25 protein-coding genes are annotated in these 26,144 nt (G+C 72.2%); 12 read left to right on the plus strand and 13 right to left on the minus strand.

Annotation, left to right across the window (positions count from 1 at the left end):
- Nucleotides 1-146: 146 nt before the first annotated feature.
- Both ACLQ3B_RS14615 and ACLQ3B_RS14620 read left to right on the plus strand, forming a co-directional pair.
- A complete protein-coding gene (locus tag ACLQ3B_RS14615; protein WP_425781033.1) occupies nucleotides 147-650 on the plus strand; it encodes a hypothetical protein in 504 nt (167 codons plus the stop codon).
- 30 nt (nucleotides 651-680) lie between these two features.
- Nucleotides 681-2,177: a serine/threonine-protein kinase gene (locus ACLQ3B_RS14620; protein WP_425781035.1), complete on the plus strand. Its 1,497-nt coding sequence runs from the start codon at nucleotides 681-683 to the stop codon at nucleotides 2,175-2,177.
- Here the strand turns inward: ACLQ3B_RS14620 and ACLQ3B_RS14625 are convergent.
- Nucleotides 2,164-2,505, minus strand: coding sequence for a hypothetical protein (locus ACLQ3B_RS14625; protein ID WP_425781037.1), 342 nt, complete (start codon nucleotides 2,503-2,505; stop codon nucleotides 2,164-2,166). The genes ACLQ3B_RS14620 and ACLQ3B_RS14625 overlap by 14 nt on opposite strands.
- Before the next feature lie 168 nt (nucleotides 2,506-2,673).
- Between ACLQ3B_RS14625 and ACLQ3B_RS14630 the strand changes: the two genes are divergently transcribed.
- From ACLQ3B_RS14630 to ACLQ3B_RS14645, 4 genes are all read left to right on the plus strand, one after another.
- On the plus strand, nucleotides 2,674-3,615 hold the full coding sequence (locus ACLQ3B_RS14630; RefSeq protein WP_425781039.1) for a transporter substrate-binding domain-containing protein: 942 nt from the start codon (nucleotides 2,674-2,676) through the stop codon (nucleotides 3,613-3,615).
- Nucleotides 3,612-4,817, plus strand: coding sequence for a hypothetical protein (locus ACLQ3B_RS14635; protein WP_425781040.1), 1,206 nt, complete (start codon nucleotides 3,612-3,614; stop codon nucleotides 4,815-4,817). Before ACLQ3B_RS14630 ends, ACLQ3B_RS14635 begins: the two co-directional genes overlap by 4 nt.
- A gap of 68 nt (nucleotides 4,818-4,885) precedes the next feature.
- Nucleotides 4,886-5,233 carry a PadR family transcriptional regulator gene (locus ACLQ3B_RS14640; RefSeq protein ID WP_196929140.1) on the plus strand — a complete coding sequence of 116 codons (348 nt, stop codon included), beginning with the start codon at nucleotides 4,886-4,888 and terminating at the stop codon, nucleotides 5,231-5,233.
- A complete protein-coding gene (locus ACLQ3B_RS14645) occupies nucleotides 5,230-6,243 on the plus strand; it encodes a hypothetical protein (RefSeq protein ID WP_425781042.1) in 1,014 nt (337 codons plus the stop codon). Before ACLQ3B_RS14640 ends, ACLQ3B_RS14645 begins: the two co-directional genes overlap by 4 nt.
- A 62-nt stretch (nucleotides 6,244-6,305) precedes the next feature.
- Here the strand turns inward: ACLQ3B_RS14645 and ACLQ3B_RS14650 are convergent, their stop codons facing one another.
- The 9 genes from ACLQ3B_RS14650 to ACLQ3B_RS14690 all read right to left on the minus strand — a co-directional run bounded on the left by ACLQ3B_RS14650 (nucleotide 6,306) and on the right by ACLQ3B_RS14690 (nucleotide 17,627).
- The gene (locus ACLQ3B_RS14650; RefSeq protein ID WP_425781044.1) at nucleotides 6,306-7,496 is read right to left on the minus strand and encodes an acyl-CoA dehydrogenase family protein; all 1,191 of its coding nucleotides are present in this window, start codon (nucleotides 7,494-7,496) and stop codon (nucleotides 6,306-6,308) included.
- Nucleotides 7,493-9,574, minus strand: coding sequence for an acetyl/propionyl/methylcrotonyl-CoA carboxylase subunit alpha (locus ACLQ3B_RS14655; RefSeq protein WP_425781045.1), 2,082 nt, complete (start codon nucleotides 9,572-9,574; stop codon nucleotides 7,493-7,495). Before ACLQ3B_RS14655 ends, ACLQ3B_RS14650 begins: the two co-directional genes overlap by 4 nt.
- Before the next feature lie 128 nt (nucleotides 9,575-9,702).
- Nucleotides 9,703-11,304 (minus strand): acyl-CoA carboxylase subunit beta, encoded by a 1,602-nt coding sequence (locus ACLQ3B_RS14660; RefSeq protein WP_425781047.1) that lies wholly within the window; start codon nucleotides 11,302-11,304, stop codon nucleotides 9,703-9,705.
- 114 nt (nucleotides 11,305-11,418) lie between these two features.
- Entirely contained in the window at nucleotides 11,419-12,666 is a 1,248-nt protein-coding gene (locus tag ACLQ3B_RS14665; protein ID WP_425781049.1) for an acyl-CoA dehydrogenase family protein, read from the minus strand.
- Nucleotides 12,663-14,327, minus strand: coding sequence for an acyclic terpene utilization AtuA family protein (locus ACLQ3B_RS14670; protein ID WP_425781051.1), 1,665 nt, complete (start codon nucleotides 14,325-14,327; stop codon nucleotides 12,663-12,665). Before ACLQ3B_RS14670 ends, ACLQ3B_RS14665 begins: the two co-directional genes overlap by 4 nt.
- A complete protein-coding gene (locus tag ACLQ3B_RS14675; protein ID WP_425781053.1) occupies nucleotides 14,324-15,121 on the minus strand; it encodes a TIGR03084 family metal-binding protein in 798 nt (265 codons plus the stop codon). The genes ACLQ3B_RS14670 and ACLQ3B_RS14675 overlap by 4 nt, the downstream gene beginning before the upstream one ends.
- 37 nt (nucleotides 15,122-15,158) lie before the next feature.
- A complete protein-coding gene (locus tag ACLQ3B_RS14680) occupies nucleotides 15,159-15,764 on the minus strand; it encodes a TetR/AcrR family transcriptional regulator (protein WP_425781055.1) in 606 nt (201 codons plus the stop codon).
- Between the two features lie 333 nt (nucleotides 15,765-16,097).
- Entirely contained in the window at nucleotides 16,098-16,841 is a 744-nt protein-coding gene (locus tag ACLQ3B_RS14685; RefSeq protein WP_425781057.1) for a metallophosphoesterase family protein, read from the minus strand.
- A 108-nt stretch (nucleotides 16,842-16,949) separates the two neighbouring features.
- The gene (locus ACLQ3B_RS14690) at nucleotides 16,950-17,627 is read right to left on the minus strand and encodes a Crp/Fnr family transcriptional regulator (RefSeq protein ID WP_007466162.1); all 678 of its coding nucleotides are present in this window, start codon (nucleotides 17,625-17,627) and stop codon (nucleotides 16,950-16,952) included.
- A 143-nt stretch (nucleotides 17,628-17,770) separates the two neighbouring features.
- Here ACLQ3B_RS14690 and ACLQ3B_RS14695 point away from each other — a divergent pair, with 143 nt between their 5' ends.
- The 6 genes from ACLQ3B_RS14695 (at nucleotide 17,771) to ACLQ3B_RS14720 (ending at nucleotide 23,133) form a co-directional block, all read left to right on the plus strand.
- Nucleotides 17,771-18,478: an adenosylcobinamide amidohydrolase gene (locus ACLQ3B_RS14695; protein ID WP_425781059.1), complete on the plus strand. Its 708-nt coding sequence runs from the start codon at nucleotides 17,771-17,773 to the stop codon at nucleotides 18,476-18,478.
- Between the two features lie 11 nt (nucleotides 18,479-18,489).
- Nucleotides 18,490-19,668 (plus strand): CapA family protein, encoded by a 1,179-nt coding sequence (locus ACLQ3B_RS14700; RefSeq protein ID WP_425781061.1) that lies wholly within the window; start codon nucleotides 18,490-18,492, stop codon nucleotides 19,666-19,668.
- A gap of 32 nt (nucleotides 19,669-19,700) precedes the next feature.
- Entirely contained in the window at nucleotides 19,701-20,498 is a 798-nt protein-coding gene (gene nth / locus ACLQ3B_RS14705) for an endonuclease III (protein ID WP_425781682.1), read from the plus strand.
- A complete protein-coding gene (locus ACLQ3B_RS14710) occupies nucleotides 20,495-21,202 on the plus strand; it encodes a redoxin family protein (RefSeq protein WP_425781063.1) in 708 nt (235 codons plus the stop codon). Before nth ends, ACLQ3B_RS14710 begins: the two co-directional genes overlap by 4 nt.
- A complete protein-coding gene (locus tag ACLQ3B_RS14715) occupies nucleotides 21,199-21,891 on the plus strand; it encodes an NUDIX hydrolase (RefSeq protein ID WP_425781065.1) in 693 nt (230 codons plus the stop codon). Before ACLQ3B_RS14710 ends, ACLQ3B_RS14715 begins: the two co-directional genes overlap by 4 nt.
- Before the next feature lie 63 nt (nucleotides 21,892-21,954).
- Nucleotides 21,955-23,133 (plus strand): MarP family serine protease, encoded by a 1,179-nt coding sequence (locus ACLQ3B_RS14720; RefSeq protein ID WP_425781067.1) that lies wholly within the window; start codon nucleotides 21,955-21,957, stop codon nucleotides 23,131-23,133.
- Between the two features lie 19 nt (nucleotides 23,134-23,152).
- Here ACLQ3B_RS14720 and ACLQ3B_RS14725 read toward each other — a convergent pair whose 3' ends face one another.
- From ACLQ3B_RS14725 to mycP, 3 genes are read right to left on the minus strand one after another with little or no spacing between them, the layout of a single operon-like run.
- Entirely contained in the window at nucleotides 23,153-23,860 is a 708-nt protein-coding gene (locus ACLQ3B_RS14725) for a phosphatase PAP2 family protein (protein WP_425781069.1), read from the minus strand.
- Nucleotides 23,861-23,897: 37 nt separating this feature from the next.
- Entirely contained in the window at nucleotides 23,898-24,689 is a 792-nt protein-coding gene (locus tag ACLQ3B_RS14730) for a phosphatase PAP2 family protein (protein WP_425781071.1), read from the minus strand.
- 52 nt (nucleotides 24,690-24,741) lie between these two features.
- Nucleotides 24,742-26,085, minus strand: a complete 1,344-nt coding sequence (gene mycP, locus ACLQ3B_RS14735) for a type VII secretion-associated serine protease mycosin (protein ID WP_425781073.1) — start codon at nucleotides 26,083-26,085, stop codon at nucleotides 24,742-24,744.
- Nucleotides 26,086-26,144 lie beyond the last annotated feature (59 nt).

Raw genomic sequence — 26,144 nt, forward strand, 5'->3', positions numbered from 1 at the left:
ATAACTTCATGATCAACGCGACCTCCGGGGGTGGGGTGGAGGGTTTTGCCGGTTCTGGGGATGTGGTGGTCGGGGGGAGCGGCTAGCGTGTCACCACCGCGTACGGGTCCACAGTGGTGACCGTCGCCGTGCCTGGGAGGCCCTTCATGAAGCTGCCGCGATCCATCGCGGGCTGGACCATCGCGGTCTTCGGCGTGTTGGCGCTGGTGATGGGCGCGGTCGGGCTGCTCTGGCCGGAGGCGCAGCTGCGCATGCTCGGGCTCGAGGTGCCGGAGACGCGGGCCGTCGGTGATCACACCGGGACGTTCCTGTTGGCGTCCTCGATGGCGGCCTTCAACATGGGCGTCTACTACCTGCTCGCCACGGTGACCGAGTGGCGGGTGTTCTACCGGTTCACCGTGGTCTTTCGACTTGTCACGTTCACCGTGTTCACCATCGCGGTGCTGGCCGACATCGCTCCCGACCGGTTCTTCGGCGTGGCGGCGTGGGAGGGGCTGGGGGCGGTGGCCACCGCCATCGGTCTGCGTCTGGATGCCCGCCGGGGCATCCCGGCCGTCGGGGTCGGATCGTCCGAGGGTGCTGGGACGACTGCGGTCGCCGAGGAGGGTACCGGTCCCGCCGGTGCCGCTCCGGCGGACGCGGTGCGCTGAGCCATCGGTCGGGTTGGGTATTTTCGAGCGGTGACCGACACCCCGACCGGCGGCCTGCCAGTGCCGATCGTGCCCGGCCTGACTGATTTGCGGGTTTTTGCCCGGGGCGGGTACGCGACCGTCTACCAGGCCACCCAGATCTCCGTGGGCCGCGAGGTCGCCGTCAAGGTGGAGAACCGGACACTGGACAGCGAGCGGGACCAGGCCCGCTTCCTGCGCGAGGCGCGGGCGGCCGGCCGGATGTCGTCACACCCGCACGTGGTGGACCTCTTCGACGTGGGGGTCACCATCGACCAGCACCCCTACCTGATCATGGAGCTCTGCGACGGCTCGTACGCCGAACGGATGCGCACCTCACCGCTGGGCCCGGTGGAGGCTCGCGACCTCGGCATCAAGATCGCCGACGCGCTGGCCCACTCGCACGCCGCCGGGGTGCTGCACCGGGACGTGAAACCCGCGAACATCCTCCACTCGCCCTTCAACTCGGCGGTGCTCGCCGACTTCGGGCTCGCCGTCCTCGCCGAGCACCGGGACGCCTCGGTCACCCTGGAGGTGCTCACCCCGGCGTACGCGCCGCCGGAGATGTTCAGCCACAGCCCGCCGTCGCCGGCCGTCGACGTGTACGCGCTCTGCGCCACCCTCTACGCCGTGATGCACGGCCGACCGCCGCGCTGGCAGTCCGAGCGCAATCCGAGCCTGGTCACCGTGCTGGAAATGTTCAACCAGCCGCTCCCCGCCCTACCCGGGGTGCCGGACGAGCTGATCGACGTGTTGCGCGTCGGCATGGCCAACGACCCGGCCGAGCGTCCCACCGCCCTGGAGCTGCACGACCTGCTTACCAACCTGCCACTCGGCTCGACGGCGGCACCCGTCAGCGGCGCTCCGGTCAGCGGTGGCGCGACGCTCTCCGGCCCCTACACGGCCAGTCAGCCGGTGCCCCGCCCGCCCATCGAGGACACTCAGCGCACCCTGCCCGCCGGCCGGCGTTGGCGGCGCTGGCTCCTCGGCGGCGCCGGGGTGCTCGCGCTGGCCGCCTCCGCGACCGCCGGGGCCTGGGTCGCCGACCGGGCGCCACCGCCCGCCCCGTACCCGTCGACGACGCAGCTCGCCGCGCCGGCGACCGGGCCGCTGCCCGGCTGCGCGACCGGCACCGGTGCGCCCACCGCCCTGCCCGAGGGCGCCCGCTGCCTGCCCGAGCTGGAGTGCTTCGGCCCGGTGCGGATTCGCGGCAGCCGCGCCGAGGCGGCTCGGCTGTCCTGCGCCGGCCGACACACCTGGGAGACGTACGCCGAGGGCATCCTGCCGGTGTCGCTGGTCGGCGCCGACTACGAAGAGGTGGCCGCCGCTGAGCCGGTGCGACAGGTGTGCAGCGCCACGACGTTCCGCTTGACCACCGGGATCGCCGAGGCGACCGGTTGGCACCTGGAAGTGCTACCGCCGGTCGACGGCAGCATCGACCGGACCTACAGGTGTCTGGCGGGGCGCGGCGTGGACGCGCTCACCGCGCCCACGCTCACCGGCCGCTGAGCCCGTTCGACCCGCGTCGGCGGTCACGCACCGCACGCAACGCGTCCCGGCTGTCCAGGGCGTCGAGGGTGTCCGCGTCGATCCCGTACGGCATCAGCTCGGGCGGCACGACGGCTGCCGACCGGTCCGCCGGCTCCGGATCGTCGACCTGACGAGCGGCGGACACCGCGACCCCGGCAACCATGGTCATCAGCACGCACAGCAGCGCGAGGATCACGCCGAGGAGATCCTGTCGGCGCCACACGACCAGCATGACCAGCGGCGCTAGGGCTCCCAGCGCCGCGAGCACAGCCACCGTGCGCGCATCGGGTCTGGACAGTCGGCTCACCCGTCCAGCATGTCGTGACGAGGCCGGCTGTCAACCGCAGAGCCGACCGCCGCGCCGATCGGCGTCGATCCGAACGACCCGCCCGACCTGGCCCACGGCATCCACACGGATTCGACAACAACGGCTACTCTCGGTGTCCCGCAGGCTCTTTCGGCAGCGAGGTCGCCCATGAACTCAGGCAGTTCGCAACCCCGACTCCGCTCGATCGCGTCGACGTTGGCGGTCGCCCTCACCCTCGTGCTCGCCGCCGCCGCCGGTTGCGACAGCCGGAAGGAACCCGAACTGCCCTCCGTGCAGGAGAAGATGCGCGAGACGCACATCTACGGTCAGTCGAAGCTCCGAATCGGTGTCGCCACCAACGAGCCGCTCATGGGCGAGCTGCGAAACGGCCAGCACGTCGGGTTCGACGTCGAGATCGCCAGGTACGTCGCGGCCTCCCTCGGCTACGAGGGGGACCAGCGACTGGAGTTCGTGTCGGTCGCCACCGAGGACCGCATCCCGTCACTCCAGGGAGGCACCGTCGACCTCGTGGTGTCCAGCTTCTCCATGACGGAGGACCGTGAGCAGTTGGTCAGCTTCGCCGGGCCGTACTTCGTCACCACCCAGGAGGTGATGGTGCCGGTCCGACTCAAGGACAAGGTCCGCACCATCGAGGATCTGCGTGACCCGACCTACAAGGTCTGCACCAGCGGCGGCTCCACCACCGAGGCCGAGTTGGAGAAGCACCAGGTCAGGACGTTCGTGGTCAAGGACGTCGGCGACTGCGTCGAGGGCATCCGGAAGGGCCGGTACGACGCGGTCAGCTCCGACGAGTCGATCCTCGCCGGTTTCCTGGCCACCTTCCCCAAGGAGTTCGAGATCGTCGACATGCCGTTCGGCACCAGCGAGTTGCTGGGCATCGGCGTGCCGATCGGTGATCCCGCGCTGCGCGACCTGGTCGCGTTCATCCTGGAGAAGAGCTACAAGCAGGGCCGTGACGGAGATGCCAGCCCTTGGCAGACCGCGTACAACCGGACCCTGGGCCCGTGGCTGAAGGCCGAGAAGCGCCAGCCGCAGCCGCTGCACGTGCCGAAGCTTGTCGACTTCGACGACAAGGCGCCGGCGAAGTGAGCACGGCGTCGACCGCCACCGGCGGCGACGGGCCGGTCCCGCCGCCCCGCACGTCCGAGCCCGGCGCCGTCGCCGACTCTTCGACGATCGACGGTACGGCCGCGGCGTCGCCGGTCGTCGACCGCACGGCGGCCGGTGACGTCGCCTGGCCGGCCGGCGTGCCGGTCGCCGAACCGGCTGAGCCGGTCGTCGCCGACGTCGAGCCCGGGCGGGTCCGCTGGGATCCGGCCGAGCGACGTGCACGGGCCAGCCAGTCGTTCTGGACGGCCGTGGTGGGCGTACCGGCGATCTTCTCGGTGCTCCGCCTCGGTGTGGAGGCCGGCGGCGAACTCCAGACCACGCTGCTGCTGGTGGCCAACGTCGGGCCGGTCAACCTGCTCGCCGGTTTCCTGACCACCGCGGCCCGACTGCTCTCCACCGGCCTGGTCGCCGTCTTCGCGCTCGGCGCGGTGCTGGCCGTCAGCGCGGATCGACTGCCGCCGGGCACCCGTCGTCGTCCGCTCTTCGCCCGCTGGGCCGACATCACCCCGGCCTGGGTGGTGCTGGCCAGCTTCCTGCTCGCCCTGATCACCTGGCCGTTGCTCTACCTTCCGCTGCTGGTGCCGGCGTTCGTGGCGGCGTTCCAGCTGCGTCCCGGGCGGCTGCACGAGCGGGTCGTGCCCCGGCTGCTGCTGATCGTCGCGTTGCTCGCCGGGTACGGCTGGTTGATGCTGCCCACCCTGCGGGCGGCGGTGCAGCAGGGCGATGAGTCGCTGGTGCTGGTGCTCATCGTGGTGCCTCCGCTGCTGGCCCTGTTCGTCGCGGGGCCGTTGCCGGGCATGGTGATCCGGCCGCTCGCGTCGGTGACCGAGGTGGCGGTGCTGGCCACCCTGGTCTGGGCCGCGGTGCCGGTGATCAGCACGCCGGTGTTGCCGCTGACCGTCACCACTGTCGGCCCGGAGAGCGGGCCCACCGAGGACGTACGCGGCCACGTGGTCACCACCGACGACGTCAACATGGTGATCCTTCAGGAGAAGGGCGGCGTCCGGTACGTCCCGGTCGGCCTGGTCCGCGCCCAGGTGCTCTGCCCGACCGAGGAGGAGCTGCCCCGCCACCAACTGCGCATTCACGACTTCCACGTCGAGGATTCGCTGCTGGAGGGCATGGGTCGTCGGGTCCGCCCGGTGCACCGCATCGACGCCGCCTGCCGTACCCCGGCCTGATCTCCGCAAGCAGAATTCACGATAGGAGCCTCGCCGTATATACAGTTGGACGGTATATGCTGCGGGTCATGGCGAAGGCTTCCATGCATGAGTCCACCTATCTGATCCTCACCGCGCTCGTCGAGGCCCCACGACACGGGTACGCGCTCCTCGACGAGGTCCGCCGAATCTCGGACGGGCGCGTCGACCTGCGCGCCGGCACCCTCTACGCAGCCCTCGACCGGCTGCGGACCGATGGTCTCGTCGACATCGAGCGCGAGGAGCAGGTGCAGTCCAGGTTGCGCCGGTACTACCGACTCACCGCGCCGGGGGCGCGTCGCCTGGCCGAGGAGTCGGCGCGTCTGCGCAGCAACGCCGACGCGGCGAGCGTGCGACTGCGCCGTGCCGGTCTCATCTTCGACGGCGGTGTGGCGTGACGTTGGACCACATCTACCGACGGCTGATGGCCTGTTATCCCCGCGCCTACCGCCGGCAGTACGAGGACGAGATGATCGGCGTCCTGCTGGACGACGCGGCCCCAGGTCAGCGCAGGCCGGCGGCGCGAGACGTGCTCGCCCTGCTCGGCGGGGCGCTCCGGGCGCATGTCCGCCAGGCTGGTGCGCGATTCTCGGGCGATGCGTGGCGGGAGGCGGCACAGGCACTCGGCCTGATAGCCGCGTTGATGTTGTTCGTGCGGGATGCGCGCGTTCCGGTGCTGCACCTCGCCATGTTCGCGGACAGCTATCCCGAGGGGTTAGGAGAACCGTTCGTCCTCTGGCCGGTCGGTTTCGTGGCGCTGCTGTGGCTCACCGTGGCGGTGTCGGCCGTGTTCGGGTGGGGCCGGGCAGCAGCCGCGATCGCCGTCTGTTGCGCGGCGTTCGAGGTGGTGCGGGTCGCCGAGGATTACGGGCAATATTCCACGGTGCGCAATCTCTGGCCCGCCGTGCTCGCCGCGATGGTTCCGCTGGTGCTCGCCGTCCGTGCTCCCCGTTCCGCGACGGCTTTCCTCGCGCGCTGGCGGCTCGGCACGCTGGCGGCGGCGACGCTGGTCAGCGTCGGTGCTCCGAGCATCGCCCAGGTGACTGGTGCTGATGACTCGACGACTCCCGTTTACGGCACGTGGATCTTCACCGTCGGCGTCGGCCGGATCGAGGCGATCCTGCTGACTGCGGGATACCTGCTCTTCGCCCTTGTCATCCTGTCGACGCCGGCGGTGTTACGGCGGCGCCTGCTCGCGCTGGTGGTGCCGGTGGGCGTCACGCTGCTGCTCACCCGGGTGGGGTTCAGCAGCACGGGGACGATCCTGAAGCGTCCCACCCACGACGGTGTGCTCGCTGCGCTCACCCCGGCGCAGTGGCTGGTGTTGGTGCTGACGCCCACGCTGTTCTTCGCGGTGGCCGTGGCGATCCTGCACCACCGGGAACGGCCGGGCCGCCGAGGAGCGTGAGGAGGTCGCACCACGCCGCCTACGGCAGGCGGACCGGTCGACCGGTCCGCCTGCGGGGGGCGTCAGTACGACTTGTCCTGGCCCAGGACGTGTTGGGCCACGAAGTTGAGGATCATCTCGCGGCTGACCGGGGCGATCCGGCCGGCCCGGACCGCGCCGAGCAGGGTCGCCACCCCGTACTCGGTGGTCATGCCGGCCCCGCCGAGCACCTGGACTGCGGTGTCCACGGCGAGCGCGGCGGCCTCCCCGGACGCGTACTTGGCCATGTTGCCGGCCACCCCGGCCTCCAGGTCGCGACCGGCGTCGTACAGGGTGGCCGCCTTCTGGATCATGAGGCGGGCCAGCTCCACCTGCACCGCCGCGTGTGCCAGCGGATGTGACACCCCCTGGTGGGAGCCGATGCTCCGACCACCCCAGACCTTGCGGGTGACGGTGTACGCACTGGCCCGCTCGATGGCGTACCGGCCGGTGCCGGCGCCCATCGCGGCCACCGTGATCCGCTCCGGGTTGAGCCCGGCGAAGAGCGCCGGCAGCCCGGCGTCCAGCGACTCGCCGAGCAGCGCGTCGGCGGGCACCCGCACGTCGTCCAGGTAGAGCAGGAACTGGTTCTCCGGGGACACGATCTCGATGTCCAGCTTGGACCGGGTCAACCCGGCCGCGTCGGTCGGCACCAGGAACAGCGCCGGCTTCAGCTTCTGCGGAGACGCATCCGCTGAACCGGCTGGGCCGTCATCGACGGCGACGCGCGCCACCACCAGCACGTGACCGGCCTCGTCGACCCCGGAGATGTAGCACTTGCGGCCGTTGAGCAGCCAGCCGTCGCCGTCGCGGCGAGCCACAGTGCCGAGCCGGTGGAAGTTGGAACCGGCCTCCGGCTCGGTGATCGCGAAGACGATCTTCTGCGAGCCGTCGGCGAGGCCCGGCAGGTGCCGCTTGCGCTGCTCCTCGGTGCCGTGTCGGCTGAGGACTGTCGCCGCGATGGCGGGGGAGACCACGAGCAGCAGCAGCGGGCAACCCGCCGCCGCCAACTCCTCGCAGACGATGGCCAGCTCGGTGATGCCGCCGCCCCCGCCGCCGTACTCGGTGGGGATGTTGACGCCCAGGTAGCCGAGCCGCCCGGCCTCCGCCCAGAGTTCGGTGGTGTGTTCACCGGCCTTCGCCTTCTCGACGAAGTAGGAGTGGCCGTAGCGGCGGCCGAGCGCCCGCACGGCGTCGCGCAGTTGGTCCTGTTCGGGAGTGAGGTCGAAGGTCATCGGCTGTCCTTTTCGTCGACAACGGCCAACACGGCGCCCGTCTGCACCTGACCGCCGGTCGGCACCGGCAGCTCGGCGACCACGCCGTCGATCGGGGCGAGCACGGGATGTTCCAGCTTCATCGCTTCCAGCGTGAGCAGCGGCTCGCCGGCCGTGACCCGCTGGCCCACCTCGACGTGCACCCGGGTCACCACGCCGGGCAGCGGCGCGAGCAGCGACCCGGCCGCCACCGCCGTGGTGGGCAGCGGGAGACGCGGCAGCTCGGCCAGGCTCGCCGCCCCGTCCGGACCGTCCACGAAGACAGCCGATCCCGCCCGGTGTACGCGGTACGCGCGCCGAACCCCGTCGACGTCGAGCACCACCCGATCCGGGGTGGCCTCCACCAGCGCCACTGCCGGCGGCTTCGCCTCCGCCGCCGGTGCGTCGCCGGGCGCCGGTGCGTCGCCGGGCGCCGGTGCGTCGCCGGGCGCCGGTGCGTCGCCGGGTGCCGCTGCGTCGCCGGGCGGCGAGGCGGACCAGTCGGCGAGCCGGCCGGTCCGGTCCAGGCGGTAACGGGTCTCGATCTCGTCGCCGTCCGGCCCGGTGAAGCGGCTGACCTGCGGTACGGCAGGCACGTTGCGCCAGCCGGAGGGGAGCCCGCCCAGCACCGGCGCGGTCGCTCGGCGCTGGGCCGCACCCGCCAGCGCGGCGGCGAGGGCGGTGAGTGGGACCTGGTCGGCGGGGAGGAGTGGGGCGAAGACCTCCGGGTGCCGTTCCAGGAAACCCGTGTCGATCTCCGCAGCCGCGAACTCCCGGCTGCGCAGGACGCGGACCAGAAGATCGCGGTTGGTGGCCACCCCGTGCAGCTCGGCCCGGCTCAGCGCGCCCGCCAGTGCCCGGGCCGCCTCGGCCCGGGTCGGCGCCCAGGCGATCAGCTTGGCGAGCATCGAGTCGTAGTGCACGCTCACCTCGGAGCCCGTCCTGACGCCGGAGTCCAGCCGCAGGCCGGCGCCCGGCAGGCCACCGAACTCCCGGTCCACCCCCGGGATCGCGAACCGGCGCAACATGCCTGTCGCGGGTCGCCAGCCCTGCGCCGGGTCCTCGGCGCACAAGCGCACCTCGATCGCGCAGCCGCGTACGCCCGGATCGTGCAGGTGCTCCGGCAGTGGCACGCCCTCGGCGACCAACAGCTGCCACCGGACCAGGTCGAGCCCGACGGGGACGGTCAGCTCGGTGACCGGGTGCTCCACCTGCAACCGGGTGTTCATCTCGAGGAAGAAGAACTCACCGGTCGGGGCCAGCAGGAACTCCACAGTGCCGGCACCGACGTAATCGACGGCACGTCCGGCGGACACCGCCGCCTCGTGCAGCGCCGCGCGCAGCTCCCCCGGAAGCACCCCGGGGGCCTCCTCGATGATCTTCTGGTGTCGGCGCTGGATCGAGCATTCGCGCACCCCGAGGGCGGCGACCATCCCGTGCGAGTCGCCGAGGATCTGCACCTCGACGTGCCGGCCACGCTCGACGTACCGCTCGACGAAGACCGTGCCGTCGCCGAACGCGGCAGCCGCCTCCCGGCTGGCGCTGGCGGCGGCCTCGGCCAGTTCGTCGGCGTCCCGCACGATCCGCATCCCGCGCCCGCCGCCACCCGCGGACGCCTTGACCAGCACCGGGAAGTCAGTGACCTCGTCGGCGTCGGTCCAGCTCGGCAGCATCGGCACGCCCGCCTCGGCGAGCAGCGCCTTCGCCGCGAGCTTGTCGCCCATCGCGGCAATCACCTTGGCCGGCGGTCCGACCCAGGTCAGGCCGGCGTCGGTCACCGCCGCCGCGAACTCCGCGTTCTCGGCGAGGAACCCGTAACCCGGGTGGACCGCGTCCGCGCCGGCCTTGCGGGTCGCGTCCAGGATCAGATCCGCCCGCAGGTACGTCTCGGCCGGCGAACTCCCCGGCAGGCGTACGCCCAGGTCGGCCTCGGTCACGAAGGGCGCGTCGGCGTCCGCGTCGGAATACACGGCGACGGTCTGCACGCCCATCGCCCGACAGGTGGCGAAGACCCGGCGGGCGATCTCACCCCGGTTCGCCACGAGTAGTCGATTGATCATGACCCTCTGAGCCTGCCTCTCGTTCGCGACTGCGGGACTCCGCTTCGCTGCGTTCCTCGCGCTCACGGTGCCTGCCTTTTGTTCGCGACTGCGGGACTCCGCTTCGCTGCGTTCCTCGCGCTCACGGTCTACATCCGAAAGACGCCGAAGCCGTCGGCGCCCTTCACCGGTCCGTTGTGGATCGCCGAGAGGCACAGCCCGAGGACGGTCCGGGTGTCCCGGGGGTCGATCACCCCGTCGTCGTAGAGCCGGCCGGAGAGGAAGAGCGCGCCGGACTGCGACTCGATCTGCTGCTCGACCATCATCCGCATCGCCGCGTCGGACTCCTCGTCGTAGTCGCGCCCCCGCGCGGCAGCCGCCTGCCGGGCCACGATCGACAACACCCCCGCGAGCTGCGCCGGGCCCATCACCGCCGACTTCGCGTTCGGCCAGGTGAACAGGAACCTCGGCTCGTACGCCCGGCCGCACATGCCATAGTTGCCGGCCCCGTACGAGGCGCCCAGGTTCACCGTCAGGTGCGGAACCGTCGAATTCGACACCGCGTTGATCATCAGGGCGCCGTGCTTGATGATGCCGCGCCGCTCGTACTCGGTGCCGACCATGTAGCCGGTGGTGTTCTGCAAGAAGACCAACGGGGTGTCCGAGGCGTTCGCGAGCTGGATGAACTGGGCCGCCTTCTGCGCCTCCGCGCTGAACAACACCCCTCGGGCGTTGGCCAACACCCCCACCGGGTACCCGTGCAGCTCACCCCAACCCGTGACCAGCGCATCCCCGTACGCCGGCTTGAACTCGTCGAACTCGCTGCCGTCGAGGACCCGGGCCAGCACCTCCCGGGGGTCGAACGGCACCTTCAGGTCGGCACTTGTGATGCCGAGCAACTCCTCCGGGTCGTACTTCGGCGGCTGCGGCACCGCCGTACGCGGCGACGGGCCCCGCTTGCGCCAGTTCAGCCGACGAACGCACTGCCGGGCCAGCCGGATGCCGTCCCGCTCGTCCGCGGCCAGATAGTCGGCGAGCCCGGACGTGCCGGCGTGCATCGCCGCGCCACCCAGCGACTCGTCGTCGGTGACCTCACCTGTCGCCATCTTCACCAGCGGCGGACCGGCCAGGTAGACCTGCGACCGGTCCCGAATCATGATCACGTGATCGGACATCCCCGGCACGTACGCGCCACCGGCCGTGGCGTTGCCGAAGACCACGCTGACCGTGGGGATGCCGGCCGCCGAGAGCCGGGTGAGGTCACGGAACACCCGACCACCAGGGATGAAGATCTCCGCCTGGGTGGGCAGGTCCGCCCCGGCCGACTCCACCAGGTTGACCATCGGCAGCCGGTTGGCCAGGGCGATCTCGCCCGCCCGCCGGGTCTTCGCGAGCGACCACGGGTTGACCGCGCCCCCGCGTACCGTCGGGTCGTTGGCGACGATCAGGCACTCCACACCCTCGACCACCCCGATACCGGTGACCACGCTGGCCCCGACCGGGAAGTCCGAGCCGTACGCGGCGACGGGTGACAACTCCAGGAAGGGGCTGTCGGCGTCCACCAGCAGCTCGATCCGCTCCCGGGGGAGCAGCTTGCCGCGTGCGTGATGCCGGGTCACGTACTTCTCGCCGCCACCCGCCCGCGCCTCGTCCAGCGCGGCGTCCAACTCGGCCAACCGCTCCAGCAACGCCGCCCGGTTCGCCACGTACGAGGGCGCGGACGGATCGACAGAACTGTCCAGGATCGTCATCGGGCCTCCTCCGTTCGCGACTGCGGGGCTCGCAGACCCGGCTCACTCCTCGCGCTCACCGTGCCTCCTCCGTTCGCGACTGCGGGGCTCGCAGACCCGGCTCACTCCTCGCGCTCACAAGCCCATGCCTTTCGCGATGATCTCGTTCATGATCTCGGTGGTGCCGCCGCCGATGCCGAGGATCCGCGCGTCGCGGTAGTGCCGCTCCACCTCGGCGTCGCGTAGGTAGCCGAAGCCGCCGTGCAGTTGCAACGCCTGGTCGACGACGTAGTCGCAGGCGGCCACCGCCACGTTCTTCGCCATCGCCACCTCGGTCACCACCGGCTCGCCGGAGATTGCTCCAGGTCGCCGCGCGGCGTCAGACGCGCCGAGCTGGAGTGGTCGAGCGACCCGGCCCGCGACCTCGTGCACGTACGACCGGGCCACCTCGGCCCGCGTGTGCATCTCGGCCAACCGGTGTCGGATCAGCTGCCGGCTGGCCAGCGGACGCCCGAAGGTCTCCCGGTCCCGGCACCAGCGCACCGCCAGCTCGACACAGCGCTGCGCGGTCGCGTACGCCTGGGTCGCCAGTGACAGCCGTTCCGCCGCGAAGTGCTGCATGATCGTCAGAAAGCCGGTGTTCTCCGCGCCGATCCGGTTGGTGACCGGCACCCGCACGTCCACGAACGACAGCTCGGCGGTGTCCGAGCAGTGCCAGCCCAGCTTCTCCAACCGGCGTCCCACCGTGAACCCCGGGCTGCCCTTGTCGATGGCCAGCAGGGTGAGTTCGCCGCTGCCCGGGAAGTCGGTGCAGACCGCCGTGGTCACGAAGTCGGCCCGGTGCCCGCTGGTGATGTACGCCTTGGACCCGTTCACCACGTAGTGGTCGCCGTCGCGGCGGGCGGTCGTGCGGATGCCGGCCACGTCCGAACCGCCGTCCGGCTCGGTGATGGCCAGCGCGCCGATCATCGTGCCGGACAGGGTGGGCCGGACGTACCGCTCGATCAGGCTGTCGTCGGCCGGGGACGCGGTGCCGCCGAGCCGACCACCCAGCGAGCCACCGGTGCGGGCACTCGCCGCCGCGACCATGTGCGGCAACGCGATTCCGTGCGTGAACAGGGCCGCCACCAGCCCGGACGAGCCGCCGGAGCGGATCAGCTCCTCGGTCACGATGATCGAGTCGAGCAGGTCACCGCCGCTGCCACCTACCGATTCCGGGAAGCCGATGCCGAGCAGGCCGAGCTTCGCGGCGCTCGCGTGCAGCGCCCGGGGCACCTCGCCGGCCCGCTCCCAGTCGTCCAGGTGCGGCAGCACCTCCCGGGTCACGAACGCCCGAGTCAGCTCGCGCAGTTGCCGCCGCTCGGGCGTGTCCACGAGGCTCATGGCAATTCCCTGGCCGGGAGGTCGACGATGCGGGCGCGCAGCAGTTCGCCGAGCGCCTTGGCCTGCGGGTCGAACCGGGTGGAGGCGGCCACCCCCGCGCCGAGCAGGCCCTCGATCACGAAGTTGACCGCGCGCAGGTTCGGCAACTCGTAGCGCCGCACCGTCAGCGGCGTGGTCTCCGGCAGCAGCTCGGCCAGCCGGTCGACTGTCAACCAGGTCCGCAGCCACGCGTAACCGGCGTCGGTCCGCGCCCAGACACCGAGGTTGGCGTCCCCGCCCTTGTCCCCGGAGCGCGCGCCGACCACCTCGCCGAGCGCCCCGCGCCGGGTCGGGCCGTCGACCGCCGCGTCGCCGCCCGGGGCGGACTCGTCCTGGGCGGCGGGGGCGGTGCGGATCGGCGGGGCGATCGGCACCCGCTCGCCGCCCGGCAGCACCGCGACGTGCGCCACCGCGCCCTGTGCCACCGTCTCGGCGGTGAAGACGCCGTAGGGTGTCGCGTCGCCGGGCAGCGTGGTCAGCGTGCAGCCCGGGTACGAGGCCAGGGCCAGCTCCACCGCGGCGGCCGAGAACGCCCGCCCGGCCCGCGCCTTGTCGCCGTCGCGCAGGTGTACGTGCAGCAGGGCGCTGGCCGCCTCGGTGTCGGCGGCGTCCGGATGGTCGGTCCGGGCCAGTGTGAACTCCAGCCCGTCCTTACCGACCGCGTCCTCGACCTGCCCCCGGACCAGGGCAGCCTTCGCCTCGACGTTCAGCCCGCAGAGGACGAAGGTCATCGAGTTGCGGAAGCCGCCGAGGTTGTTGACGCCCACCTTGAGGGTGGGCGGTGGCGGTGTGCCCCGAACGCCTGCGACCCGGACCCGGTCCGGCCCGTCGGGGTGCAGCGTCACCGTGTCCAGTCGGGTGACCACGTCCGGCCCGAGGTACGACGGCCCGCCGATCTCGTAGAGCAGTTGCGCGGTGACCGTCTCGACGGTGACCGCGCCACCGGTGCCCGGGTGCTTGGTGACCACGGACGAGCCGTCGGAGCGGACCTCGACGATCGGGAATCCGGGCCGGTGACCGCCGTCGGGCAGCTCGGTGAAGAAGCTGAAGTTGCCGCCGGTGACCTGTGCGCCGCACTCGACGAGGTGCCCCGCGACGGTGGCCCCGGCCAGCTCGTCGAGGTCGTCGCGGCCCCACCCGTACCGGGCGATGGCCGGGCCGACCACGAGCGACGCGTCGGTGACCCGACCGGTGACCACCACGTCCGCGCCGGCGTCGAGGCAGGCGGCGATCCCGAACGCGCCGAGGTAGGCGTTCGCGCTCAACGCGTCCGGCTGCTGGATCGTGTCGCCCTCGACGTACCCGACCTTGGTCGGCAGCCCGAGCCGCCCGGCGAGCTTGTCGATGGCGGTGGCTAGGCCGGCCGGGTTCAACCCGCCGGCGTTGGTGACGATCCGCACCCCTCGGTCGAGGGCGGTGCCGAGGCAGGTCTCCAGCTGTCGCAGGAACGTCTTCGCGTAGCCCAGGTCGGGGTCGCGCATGCGGTCGCGGGCGAGGATCAGCATGGTCAACTCGGCCAGATAGTCGCCGGTCAGCACGTCCAGCTCACCGCCGTCGAGCATCTCCCGCCAGGCGGTGAACCGGTCGCCGTAGAAGCCGGAGGCGTTGCCGATGCGGATCATGCCCGTACCCCGTTTTCGCCGGCCGGCTGCCGGCCGTCACCCGGCGGCCCGGCGAAGGCCTGGGCCACGTCGAGCCACTCGTCGGCGATCGGCCCGGTGGCGACAAGCGCGAGGTCCGCGCGGTGTCGGCGCTGGGTGACCAGCTGGCAGAAGTCCCGAGCCGGGCCGGTGACCCGGTCGCCGGCGTCCGCCGGACCCCAGCTCCACGTGTCGCCGCCGGGCCCGACCAGCTCCACCCGGACCGGTGCCGTCGGGGCCTCCCGGCCGTGCGCGGCGAAGCCGTGCCCGAGGGTACGCACGCCCAGGTGCGCCACGTGCCGAAGTCGGTCGCTGTCGGGGCGGACCACGTCGAGGGCGTCGGCCACGTCCGCGCCGTGCGCCCAGGTCTCCATGATGCGGGCGGTGGCCATCGAGGCGGCCGACATCCGGGTGCCGTACCAGGGCAGCTTGTCGCCGGCCGGGACGGCGGCAAGTGCGTCGACGAGCGCCGTTCGCCCGGCCCGCCAGCGGGCGAGAAGCTCGGCCGGCGGGGCGAGGAATTCCTCGGCGCCGACGTCGACGAGTCGGGTCACGTCCGGTGCGGCGGTCACCGTCGCGTAGAACGCCTCGGGATCGGTGGCGGCCAACAGCGCGACGTGGTCGGTCCAGGCGAGGTGGGCGACCTGATGCCCGATGCTCCAGCCCGGCGCGGGGGTCGGCGTCGCCCAGTCGGCCTCGGACAGCGGCGCCACCAGGGCGTCCAACTGGGCGGACTCGTCGGCCAGGTCCGTGAGCAGGTCGCTGAGGTCGACCATGGTGCCTCCGGTCGGTGGTGGCCGGTGCGGCCGGCGGTCAGGGCGTGAGCAGGGTGGCGAGCTGGCGCTTCCAGGTGGTCAACAGGGCGGTCCGGCGGGCGGAGTCGTCGCTGAGCAGGTTGGCCACCCCGAGCCCGCGGAGCAGGTCGAGCGTGGCCTGCACCGCTTCGCGGACGCCGGGTCGACGCTCGTCGACACCGAGCAGGGCGACGGTGAGTCGGTGCATCTCGCGCCCGACCGTCGCCTCCAGCGGCACCAGGGCGTCCCGGAGCTCCCGATCGGTGCGGGCGGCGACCCAGAGCTCCAGCGCGGCCACGAACAGCGGCCCGGTGAACGCCACGGCGAGCAGGTCGACGACCCGGTCCAACCGTCGTGGGTCAGCCGGCAGCGCCTCGGCCTCGGTGCGCAACTCGTCGGCCCGCCGCTCGGCCAGATGGGCCACGGCGGCCGTCACCAGCGCTGCCTTCGTCGGGTAGTGGTGCAGTTGCGCCCCACGAGAAACACCGGCCCGCGCCGCGACGACTGTGGTCGTGGTGCCGGACCAGCCGTGCTCGATCAGGCAGTCGACTGTCGCCTCCAGCAGCCGGGCCTGGGTGGCGCGGCTGCGTTCCTGCTGCGGGACACGCGTCGATGCGGTGGGCACGGGGACAGCCTGGGGCCTACGAAACAAACAGTCAAGACTGACTTTTTCTTGGCCTGAGCCTGGGCTGGGTTGGGCTGCCCACCAACGGGTGTCTGGGCTGTCCCTGTAGAGCTGCCCCATAAATGGGCCGGCCGCAGGCATGCGCACATGCAGCACCGAGGTTGGTCCGACCAGGATCGCCTCAGGTCTTCACCAGAACCGTTTCCCAGGTCCCGACCAGGATTGCCCCACATCTGGGGCAGCTCTACAGGTAACGAGTAAGGGGCCTGCCCCTGCCCGAGCCGCGCACGCCGACCCGATGCGCGCGTTCCGGGCTCGGGCCGCTGCCCTTGCTCAGCGGCCGTCGCGGGGGCCGAAGACGGCCAGCGCGTCGGCGTCGCTGTGCTGGGAGCGCAGGTACTCGTCGGCCCAGGCGGCGGCGTCGGGGAAGGTCGACTCCGCCGCCACCCGGGCGCAGGCCGCGTCCACGTCGAAGGCGGTGCGGCGCAGCTGGACGCCCGGCCCGAGCAGCGCCCACCACGCGCCCGCGCCCCCGTACGGCATGCCGACGCTGCCCGGGTTGACGACCAGCCGTCGGTCGACCAGCCGGGTGAAGGGCATGTGGGTGTGACCGCAGACGACCGTGGAGACCTCGGCCGGCAGGCCGGCGAACACCTCCGCCCAGCGTGCCATCCGGGAGTCGACGAGCACCACCTCCTCGTCGTCGCGGGGCGTCGCGTGGCAGAACAGCGTCGGGCCGAGGCCGTCGAGCTCAAGCGTCACCGTCGCCGGCAGCGCGGCCAGACGGGCCACCTGATCGTCGCGGAGCTGCCCGGCGGCCCAGTTGGACACCTCGATCGACGCGGGACGGCCGGCGCGGGCCTCGACCAGCTCGCGGTCGGCGTTGCCGCCCACCCAGCAGACCCGGTCACCGAGGCCGGCGAGGACGTCCAGCACCTCGACCGGCTGCGGGCCCGCCGCGATGTCTCCGGTGAGCACGATCAGGTCGGCGGTGGCGACGTCCGGCTCGGCCAGGACGGCCTCCAGCGCGGGCAGCACGCCGTGGATGTCGGAGAGCACGGCAACGCGGTTCAGCATGGCCCCACCCTCGACGGTCACGCCCGAGAGAGCCAGCGATTCTGCGCCCGGCATACGAAACGTCCCCGCGACCCGTCGGTGACGGGAGGCGGGGACGCGACGTACCGCTCAGACGCGGGCGCGACGGGCGAGGCGCTCCGGGTCCAGGATGATGATGCTCTTGCCGTCCAGACGCAGCCAACCGCGCGAGGCGAAGTCGGCAAGCGCCTTGTTGACGGTCTCCCGGGAGGCGCCGACGAGCTGGGCGATCTCCTCCTGGGTGAGGTCGTGGGTCACCCGCAGAACGCCGCCGTCGCGGGTGCCGAAGCGGCCCGCCATCTGGAGCAGGTTCTTTGCGACCCGGCCCGGCACGTCCGTGAAGATCAGGTCGGCGAGCGAGTCGTTGGTCCGGCGCAGCCGCCGGGCGAGCACCCGCAGCAACTGCTCGGCGATCTCCGGGCGGTTGTTGAGCCACGGCCGCAGCGCCTGCTTGCGCAGCCGCACCAGCCGGGTGTCGGTCACCGCGGTGGCGGTCGCCGTACGCGGACCCGGGTCGAAGAGCGACAGCTCACCGACCATGTCCGACGGCCCCATCACCGCGATCAGGTTCTGCCGGCCGTCCGCTGCGCGGCGACCAACCTTGATCTTCCCGGACAGCAGGATGTAGAGGCTGTCACCGGGCTCGCCCTCATTGAAGACGATCTCGCCCTTGCGGACTTCGATCGTCTCCATCTCCTTGGCAAGCGCCTCGGCAGCTTCCGGGTCAACACCCTGGAAGATCCCGCTGCGGGCCAGTACCTCGTCCATTGCGCACCTCCGGTTGCGCGTGCCGTCCGTCGGCCGGGGCCGCCGTCCGCTGATCCCCTCGCGCGCCGCCAAGTCTAGGCGCACGTGAGCATGAATCAGAGGTCGCCCCTGGAATCTTGATCGGTGGGCGTAACCTGCCCGACGTGCTGAGCGAGCCGATTCTGACCAGCCGCGCCGAAGACGGGCGGCACGTTCCGCTGCTCGTCTGGCGCACGGGCGCGCCCCTGCGGGCGGTCAGCAGCGGCCCGCTGGGCGGTGGCATCGGGCTCCGGCGGTGGGTGCTGAACGCGACGGTACCGATGTCGTACGACCGGGAGGACCCGGCGGCGCACCTGGCCTCGCTCGCCGCTGAGCTGGCCCTCGACGGGCCCGGGGTTGGTCTGCTGACCGGCGTCGACGTGACCGAGGTGGTGGCGCGGACCGACACCGGGGTGCGGGCCTGGGTGACCGTCGGGCTCGGCACGCCGGTGCCCGCGGCCGCGCCGACGCCGGCCGCGCTCGCCCAACGCGTCGGCACGGTCAACATCGTGGTGTACGTGCCGGCCCAGCTCGCCGACTCGGCACTTGTCAACGCGGTGGCGACCGCGACCGAGGCGAAGACCCAGGCGATCACCGAGCTGGGGATGCCGGGAACCGGCACGCCCACCGACGCGGTCACCGTGCTCTGCCCCGTGACCGGGCCGGAGGCGGCGTACGGCGGCCCGCGCTCCACCTGGGGCGCCCCGCTCGCCCGAGCCGTGCACGCGGCGGTGCTCGCCGGTGGCGCTCGGCCGGTCGTGCCGTGGTCCGACCAGCTCAGGGGCGCGAAGTCCACCCGATCGGCTGTCGTCGGCGCGTTTAACGACCGGTAGGGTCGCTGGCGATGTACGCTCCCGCCCCCCTCGCGTCCCGCCCGCGTCGCCGCGTCGCCCTTGGCCTCGCCGCGCTGCTGGCCGCCCTCCTCGTGGCCGGCTGCGCCGACTCCGGCGGAGAGGCACCCGTCTGGCAGCCCGGCGCGGGAGGTGGTGGCACCGGCGCGCCGGTCTCCACGGCCGGCCCGAAGGCCACCGGGCCCGCATCCTCCGGTGCGGGTGGCGCGATCTCGCTCTCCGCCACCGGCGACATCATCATGGGCAACGCGCCCAGTCGGCTGCCCGCCGCCGGCGGTAAGGGCTTCTTCAGCTCGGTCACCGCTGCGCTCAAGGCCGACCTGGTGATGGGCAACCTGGAGGAGCCGCTGACTGTCGACACCGGCACCGGCAAGTGTGGGGCCAACTCCACCCGCTGCTTCCAGTTCCGGGCCCCGCCGGAGTACGCCGCCCACCTGCGCGACGCCGGTTTCGACGTGCTCAACCAGGCCAACAACCACGGCTACGACTACGGGCCCAAGGGCTACGAGAACACCCAGAAGGCACTGCAGAAGTACGACCTGGAGCACACCGGCGCACCGAACGAGATCACCGTGGTCGACGTCAAGGGCGTCAAGGTCGCCGTCGCCGGCTTCTCGTCGTACGTCTGGTCCAACAGCCTCGTCGACATCGCCAAGGCGAAGGATGTGGTCGCCAAGGCCGCCACCATGGCCGACCTGGTCGTGGTGCAGGTGCACATGGGCGGCGAGGGAGCCGACAAGACCCGGGTGAAGCCGGGCACCGAGATGTTCCTGGGCGAGAACCGGGGCGACCCGGTGAAGTTCTCGCACGCCATGATCGACGCTGGCGCCGACCTGATCGTCGGGCACGGCCCGCACGTGCTGCGCGGGATGGAGTTCTACCAGGGGCGCCTGATCGCGTACAGCCTGGGCAACTTCGCCGGCGGCGGCAACTCGCTGAGCAACGACGGCCGCCTCGGCTGGGGCGGGGTGCTGAAGGTGTCGCTCAAGCCGGACGGCAGCTGGGCCGGCGGCTCGTTCACCTCGACGTACATGAACTCCGCCGGCAAGCCGACGATGGACCCGGACGACCGGGGTCTGGGTCTGGTCACCGAGATGAGCCGCGCCGACTTCCCGAAGGGCGGCGCTCGCCTCGACGGGCAGGGGAAGATCTCCCCGCCGACCGCCGGCTGACCCGAGGAGGACCGTCTGGGGTGCGACGTAGGCTGACCGTCGTGACCAGTAGCCCTGCCGGTGTCAGCGAGACCGATCTCGGGCGCAAACGCCGTGCCCGCAAGATCGGCCGGGTGCTGACCGAGACGCACCCCGACGCGCATTGTGAACTGGACCACTCCAACGCTCTGGAGCTGGCCGTCGCCACCATCCTGTCCGCGCAGTGCACGGACAAGAAGGTCAACGAGGTCACCCCGAAGCTCTTCGCCCGCTACCCGAGCGCTGCCGCGTACGCCGGCGCCGACCGGGGCGAGATGGAGGAGCTGATCCGGCCCACTGGCTTCTACCGCAACAAGACCGACTCGCTGCTCAAGCTCGGTCAGGCCCTCCTCGACCGGTACGACGGCCAGGTCCCGGGCCGGCTCGTCGACCTGGTGACGCTCCCCGGCATCGGCCGCAAGACCGCCAACGTGATCCTCGGCAACGCCTTCGACGTCCCGGGCATCACCGTCGACACGCACTTCCAGCGGCTGGTCCACAGGTGGCGGCTGACCACCGAGACCGACCCGGTCAAGATCGAGCACGCGATCGGCGCGCTGTACGACAAGCGCGACTGGACCATGCTCTCGCACCGGATCATCTTCCACGGTCGACGGGTCTGCCACGCCCGCAAGCCGGCCTGTGGCGCGTGCACCCTCGCGAAGCTCTGCCCTTCGTACGGCACCGGCCCGACCGAGCCGGCGGCCGCCGCCAAGCTGCTCAAGGGCCCTCGGGCGCGCGACCTCGCGGTTGCCGCCGGGGTCGACCCGGAGTTGGTGCCGGCGCAGGCGATCGCGGCGGAGGTGCCGTGAACCGCCGACTCGCCCTCGCCGTCCTGCCGCTGCTGCTGGCGGTGACCGGTTGCACCAGCGGCGCCGCGGACGACGAGCCGGCCCCCCGCCCGGCCGCCGCCGAACGACCATCCCCGTTCCGGGACTGCGCCACGCTGAGCACGGCACCCACGGCCGCGTCCCCCGGCACCGGCACGACGACCTCCGCATCGCCGGGATCGGCGACTCCCGCGTCGCCCGGCTCCGGCACGGCGACCCCTGCGTCCACCGGCACGTCCGGCCCGACGCCCCCTGCTGGCGGGTCGGCGTTGCCGGAGCTGACGCTCTCCTGCTTCACCGGCGGCGCCCCCGTCGTGCTGCGGGAGGTGGCCGGGCCGGCGGTGATCAACGTGTGGGCTTCCTGGTGCCCGCCGTGCCGCAAGGAGCTGCCCGCCTTCCAACGCCTCAGCGAGCGGGCCGCCGGTCAGCTCCAGGTGGTCGGGGTCAACAGTCGGGACAGCCGGGGCGGTGCCCAGTCCATCGGTGAGGACTTCGGCGTCCGGTTCCCGATCCTGGTGGACCAGGGCGAGGCGCTACAGCGCGAGCTGAAGCGCAACGCCATTCCGCTGACCCTCTTCGTCGACGCCGACGGTCAGGTCCAGCACATCGACGCCACCGGGGCTCTCGACGACGCCCAGCTCGCCAAGCTGGTCCGCCAGCACCTCGGCCTGGTGGTGCCGGCGTGACCCGCCGGCCACCCGAGTGGATCGAGCCGTTGCTGACCCGGCTCGGCACCGCCCGCGCCGAGGACTTCACCCGGCTGACCACCCCGGCCGAGGGCGGCCGGGAAAGCGCGGTGCTGGTGCTGCTCGGCGAGCAGCCCGGCGCGGGTCCCGACGTGCTGGTCCTGCAACGCGCCGCCACCCTGCGCAACCACGCCGGCCAACCGGCCTTCCCCGGAGGTGCGGCGGACCCGGAGGACGCCGACGTCCGCGCCACCGCCCTGCGCGAGGCGAACGAGGAGGTGGGCCTCGACTCGGCCAGTGTGACAGTGCTGGCCGAGCTGCCGAAACTGTGGATCCCGGTCAGCGACTTCGTGGTCACGCCGGTGCTGGCCTGGTGGCACGACCCGCACCCGGTGCACCCACGGGAGCCGGCCGAGGTGGCACACGTCGCCCGCCTGCCGATCAGTGAGCTGGTCGATCCGGCCAACCGACTGCGGGTCCGCCACCCGAGCGGCTGGATCGGTCCGGCGTTCTCGGCGCGCGGGATGCTCGTCTGGGGGTTCACCGCCGGGGTGCTCGCCGCCCTGCTCGAGATGGGCGGCTGGGCCCGTCCGTGGTCGCGCGGCCGGGTGGTGGAGCTTCCACCGACCGGGGCGACACCGGCCCCGTCCGCAGGCACCGACGACGCCGACGAGAACGCCCTACGCTGACCGCGCGGTCACCATCCGCAAGCGGTGGTCATCCGGCGGGCACACTGCCCGTACGCTTGACCCGTGTCCGTCGTGGATCTCGTCCTGCTGCTGCTCATGCTCGTGTTCGCGATCAGCGGATACCGCCAGGGTTTCGTCATCGGCGTCACGTCGTTGTCCGGCTTCTTCCTGGGCCTGCTGCTGGGTCTCCAGCTCGGGCCGCTGTTCGCCCGACAGTTCGTGGACGCCGGCACGCGCGTGCTGATCTCGCTCGTGGCCATCTTCGGGTTGGCGGTGGTCGGGCAGGCACTCGCCGGTTGGCTCGGCTCGCACCTGCGCAAGACGATCACCAGCGACGTGGGTAAACGGATCGACGACGTCGGTGGGGCGTTCGTCTCGCTGTTCGCGGTGCTCCTGCTCGCCTGGCTGGTCGCCGTGCCGCTCGGCTCGTCCTCCGTGCCCTGGCTCGCCGCCTCGGTCCGCAACAGCGCGTTGATCACGGTGGTCAACCGGGTCCTCCCGGAGCAGGCCAACCGGTTGTCCACGGCGTTGGAGGACACCGTCGACACCGACGGGTTCCCGGACGTCTTCGGTGACCTCGCGCCCACCCGGGCCCGGCAGGTCGACCCGCCGGACCCGGCACTGGCCGGCTCGCAGGTGGTGGTCAGCGGTCGGCAGTCGGTCGTCAAGGTGCTCGGCTCCGCGCCCAGCTGTTCACGCCGGATCGAGGGTTCCGGTTTCGTGTACGCGGACGACCGGGTGATGACCAACGCGCACGTCGTGGCCGGCACCCGCTCGGTCGCCGTGGAGTTGGGCGGCGAGCGGTACGACGGCAAGGTGGTGGTCTACGACCCCAACCGGGACCTGGCGGTGCTGCTCGTGCCCGGGCTGCCCGGGCCGTCCCTGCGGTTCGCCGCCGGCAACGCGGGCAGCGGTTCCGACGCCATCGTGCTCGGCTTCCCCCTCGACGGCCCCTACAACGCGCAGTCGGCGCGGGTCCGGGACGTCGACCGGATCAAGGGCCCGGACATCTACTCCTCCAGCGACGTGACCCGGGAGATCTACACGATTCGGGCGCTGGTCCGCAGCGGCAACTCGGGCGGTCCGCTGCTGTCCGCCAACGGCCTGGTGCTCGGCGTGATCTTCGCGGCGGCATCGGACGACCCGAACACCGGCTTCGCGGTGACGGCGGCCGAGGCTCGCCCGGTGGCGTTGGCCGGTGCCGAACGCAACCGGCAGGTCGCCACCGGCGAGTGCACCTGAGCGTCGCCGCCGGGCCGGCTCAGCCCTGAGCTGGCAGGGCGCGACGGCCGACGGTCGGTAGTTTCGCCCGTCCCCACCGCAGCCCCCGGTCGAGCACCGCACGGGCCATGATCGCGACGCACGTGCCGCCGTTGAGGAAGGACGCCACCACGTCGCTCGGGTGGTGCATACCCCGGTACATCCGGGTCAGCGCCACGCCCAGCGGCACCATCAGCAGCAGCGTCCACCAGGCGACCTTCGCGCCGGTGCTCCGTGCCCGCAGCGCCAGCAGCACGGCGATGCCGACGTAGAGCGCCACCGCCGCCGACGTGTGCCCGGACGGAAAGCTCGACGTGGGTGGCGAGACGTCCATGTGCTCCACCGCCGGCCGCTGTCGGTCGATCGCCAGCGTGGTCAGCAGAAACACAAGTGCCTGGGCGGTCACCGCCGCGCACAGGAACAGCGGCTCGCGCCAGCGCTTCAGCCACAGCCGGAGCGCCAACGCCACAAGCACGGTGACCACGACGATCATCTGAGTGCTGGCCAGCGTGCTGAACACCAGCGAGACGTTGTTCCAGTCGCCGGTGCGGTCGGCGGCCAGCTCCCGGTTCACCGTGTCCTCCACGGTGAACGGCCAGGTCCGGGCGAACACCCGGGTGACCAGCACCCCGATCAGCACCATGAGCCCGAGCAGGAGGGACACCGGCAGCAGGACCCGCCGGACGATCTGAACCACGGTCTCGGACATGGGTCGCCCAGTACCCGGCCGACCTCGTCGTCACTCCTCAGGCCGCTCCGGGGCGCCGCTCGACCTCGGGAGCGACGCCGTCGCGGGTCGGCCGGACCGGCCGGAGACCGGCGTGTGCCCGCCAACTGGTGAACGCGGCGGTGGTGGCCGCGACCACCGCCACACCGAGCAGCCATCCGCCCACCACGTCACTTGTGAAGTGCACGCCGAGGGTCACCCTGCTCAGCCCGGTCACGACGGTGAGCAGTACCGCCGCGACCCAGAGCGCGGCCCGCGCAGCCCCCCGTCCGGCGTACGGAACGAGTGCCAGCAGCAGCACCCCGGCGGCCAGGGTGGCGTTCAGCGCGTGCCCGGAGGGGAACGAGTAGCCGGCGGCCCGGGCCACCGGGTCCAGCAACTCCGGCCGGTCCCGGCCGACCAGCAGCTTGAGCAGCGGACCGATCAACCCGCCGACGACCATGGTGGTGGCCGCCCAGAGGGCCAGACGGCGGGCGCCCCGACGCAGCAACCAGACCACCAGAAGCAGTACGACGGCGCGCAGCGGCATCGGCGCGAACACCTCGGTCCAGACCCGCATCAGCACGGCCCAGCCCGGGTGATCCTGCGCGTAGCCGTGCAGCGCGTCGGTGACCGACGTGTCCAGCCGGTGCAGCGGCGCCCAGGCGCCGAGCACCAGCAGTGTGAGCAGCGCGAAAGGCACCAGCACCAGGAACGCCGCCGTCGCGGCCAGCGTGAGCCGCAGCCCCAGCGCGTGGTCCCTGTCGAATCGGCGGTGCCGCCAGGATGGCTGGTCGGTGCGGGCGAGGACGGGCGGCCGGTGCGTACTCATGGGTCCGTTCTACCCGGCCCGGCGACCGCTCAGGCCTGCCGGGCGGGCGCGATCAACGGGGCCGCTGCCGGAGCCGACGGACCACCAGCGCCGCACCGCCGACCAGAGCGACGAGCAGCACGACAGTGGTCCACAGTTGCTCCGGCGCGGACGTGTCCTGACCGCCCGCCGCCCGAGCCGTCCACCGGCTCTGCTGACCGGATGCGGCGAGACCGAGTGGGTCGGCGCCGGCACCGGCCACCGGAGCTTCGTCGACCGAGCCGGGCGCCGGACCGAAACCGGTCACGCCCGGCGACGTCTGGTCGTCCAGCGGGTTGACGGTCACCGGCGGCACCTGAGCGGTCAACGCGGCCACCGGGTCGACCACCCCGTACCCGAAGCGGTCGTCCCGCCCGGTCGGGCCCACGTCCCGGGCGGTGGCCAGCAACCTGTTGACCACCTCACCGGCGGGCATCTGCGGATAGCGGGACCGGACCAGCGCCGCGGTCGCCGCCACCAGAGGCGCGGCGAAGCTGGTGCCCTGCACCCGCCAGTACCCGCTGGGGGGCTTGGCGCCGACCAGCCCGCTGGCGGGAGCGGTGAGCACCGTCGCCCGACCGGTGATCGAGCCGGACCACAGGTTGTCGCTGCTGCGTTCGAGGCCGGCGACCGCGATCACGCCCGGCTCCCGAGCCGGGTACCAGACCTTGGTGCTGGTGGAGGTGGCCAGGTTGCCGGTGCAGGCGACCACGACGACGTCCCGGACGAACGCGTAGTCCAGGGCGGCGGCCAGGGCCGGGCTGTCGCCGCTGCCGCCCAGCGACAGGTTGATCACGCGGGCGCCGTTGTCGACGGCCCAGCGGACCCCCTGGGCGACGATCAGCGCGTCGTCGTAACGGTTCTCCTCGTCCAGCACGCGGACCGGCAGGATCCGGGCGTCCGGTGCCAGGCCGACCACACCCCGCTTGTCGTCGCTGCGCCCGGCGATCAGGCCGGCGACAGTGGTGCCGTGGCCCACCGGATCCGGACCGGGAGCGCCACCGGGACCGACCAGGTCCTTGCCGGGCAGCACCTGGCCGACCAGGTCCGGGTGGGTGCCGTCCACCCCGGAGTCGACCACCGCCACGGTCACGCCCCGGCCGGTCGAGCTGCGCCACGCCGTCTCGGCCTGCAACTCGTCGAGCTGCCACTGCTCGTCGCGGACCTGGTCGGTGCGGGCGACGGTGTCACCGGGAGCGAACGCCGCCATCGGCGCGCCGGCGAGCTGTCCGCCGTTCGTGGGCGTGGCGACGGGCAGACCCGCCGCGGTCGGGGCCACGACGGCGAGCGCCGCGGCCACGCCGAGCAGCGCCCGGCCGGTCGCTCGTCGGGCCGCTGACGGACCGCTGTACCGCACCCCAGTCACATCCCCAGCCATTCATCCCGACGGAACCATGACGATCGGAGATTACCGGTTTCCCCACCCGTCACGGGAAG

The organism is Micromonospora sp. DT53, assembly GCF_049841535.1.
Taxonomy (GTDB): domain Bacteria; phylum Actinomycetota; class Actinomycetes; order Mycobacteriales; family Micromonosporaceae; genus Micromonospora.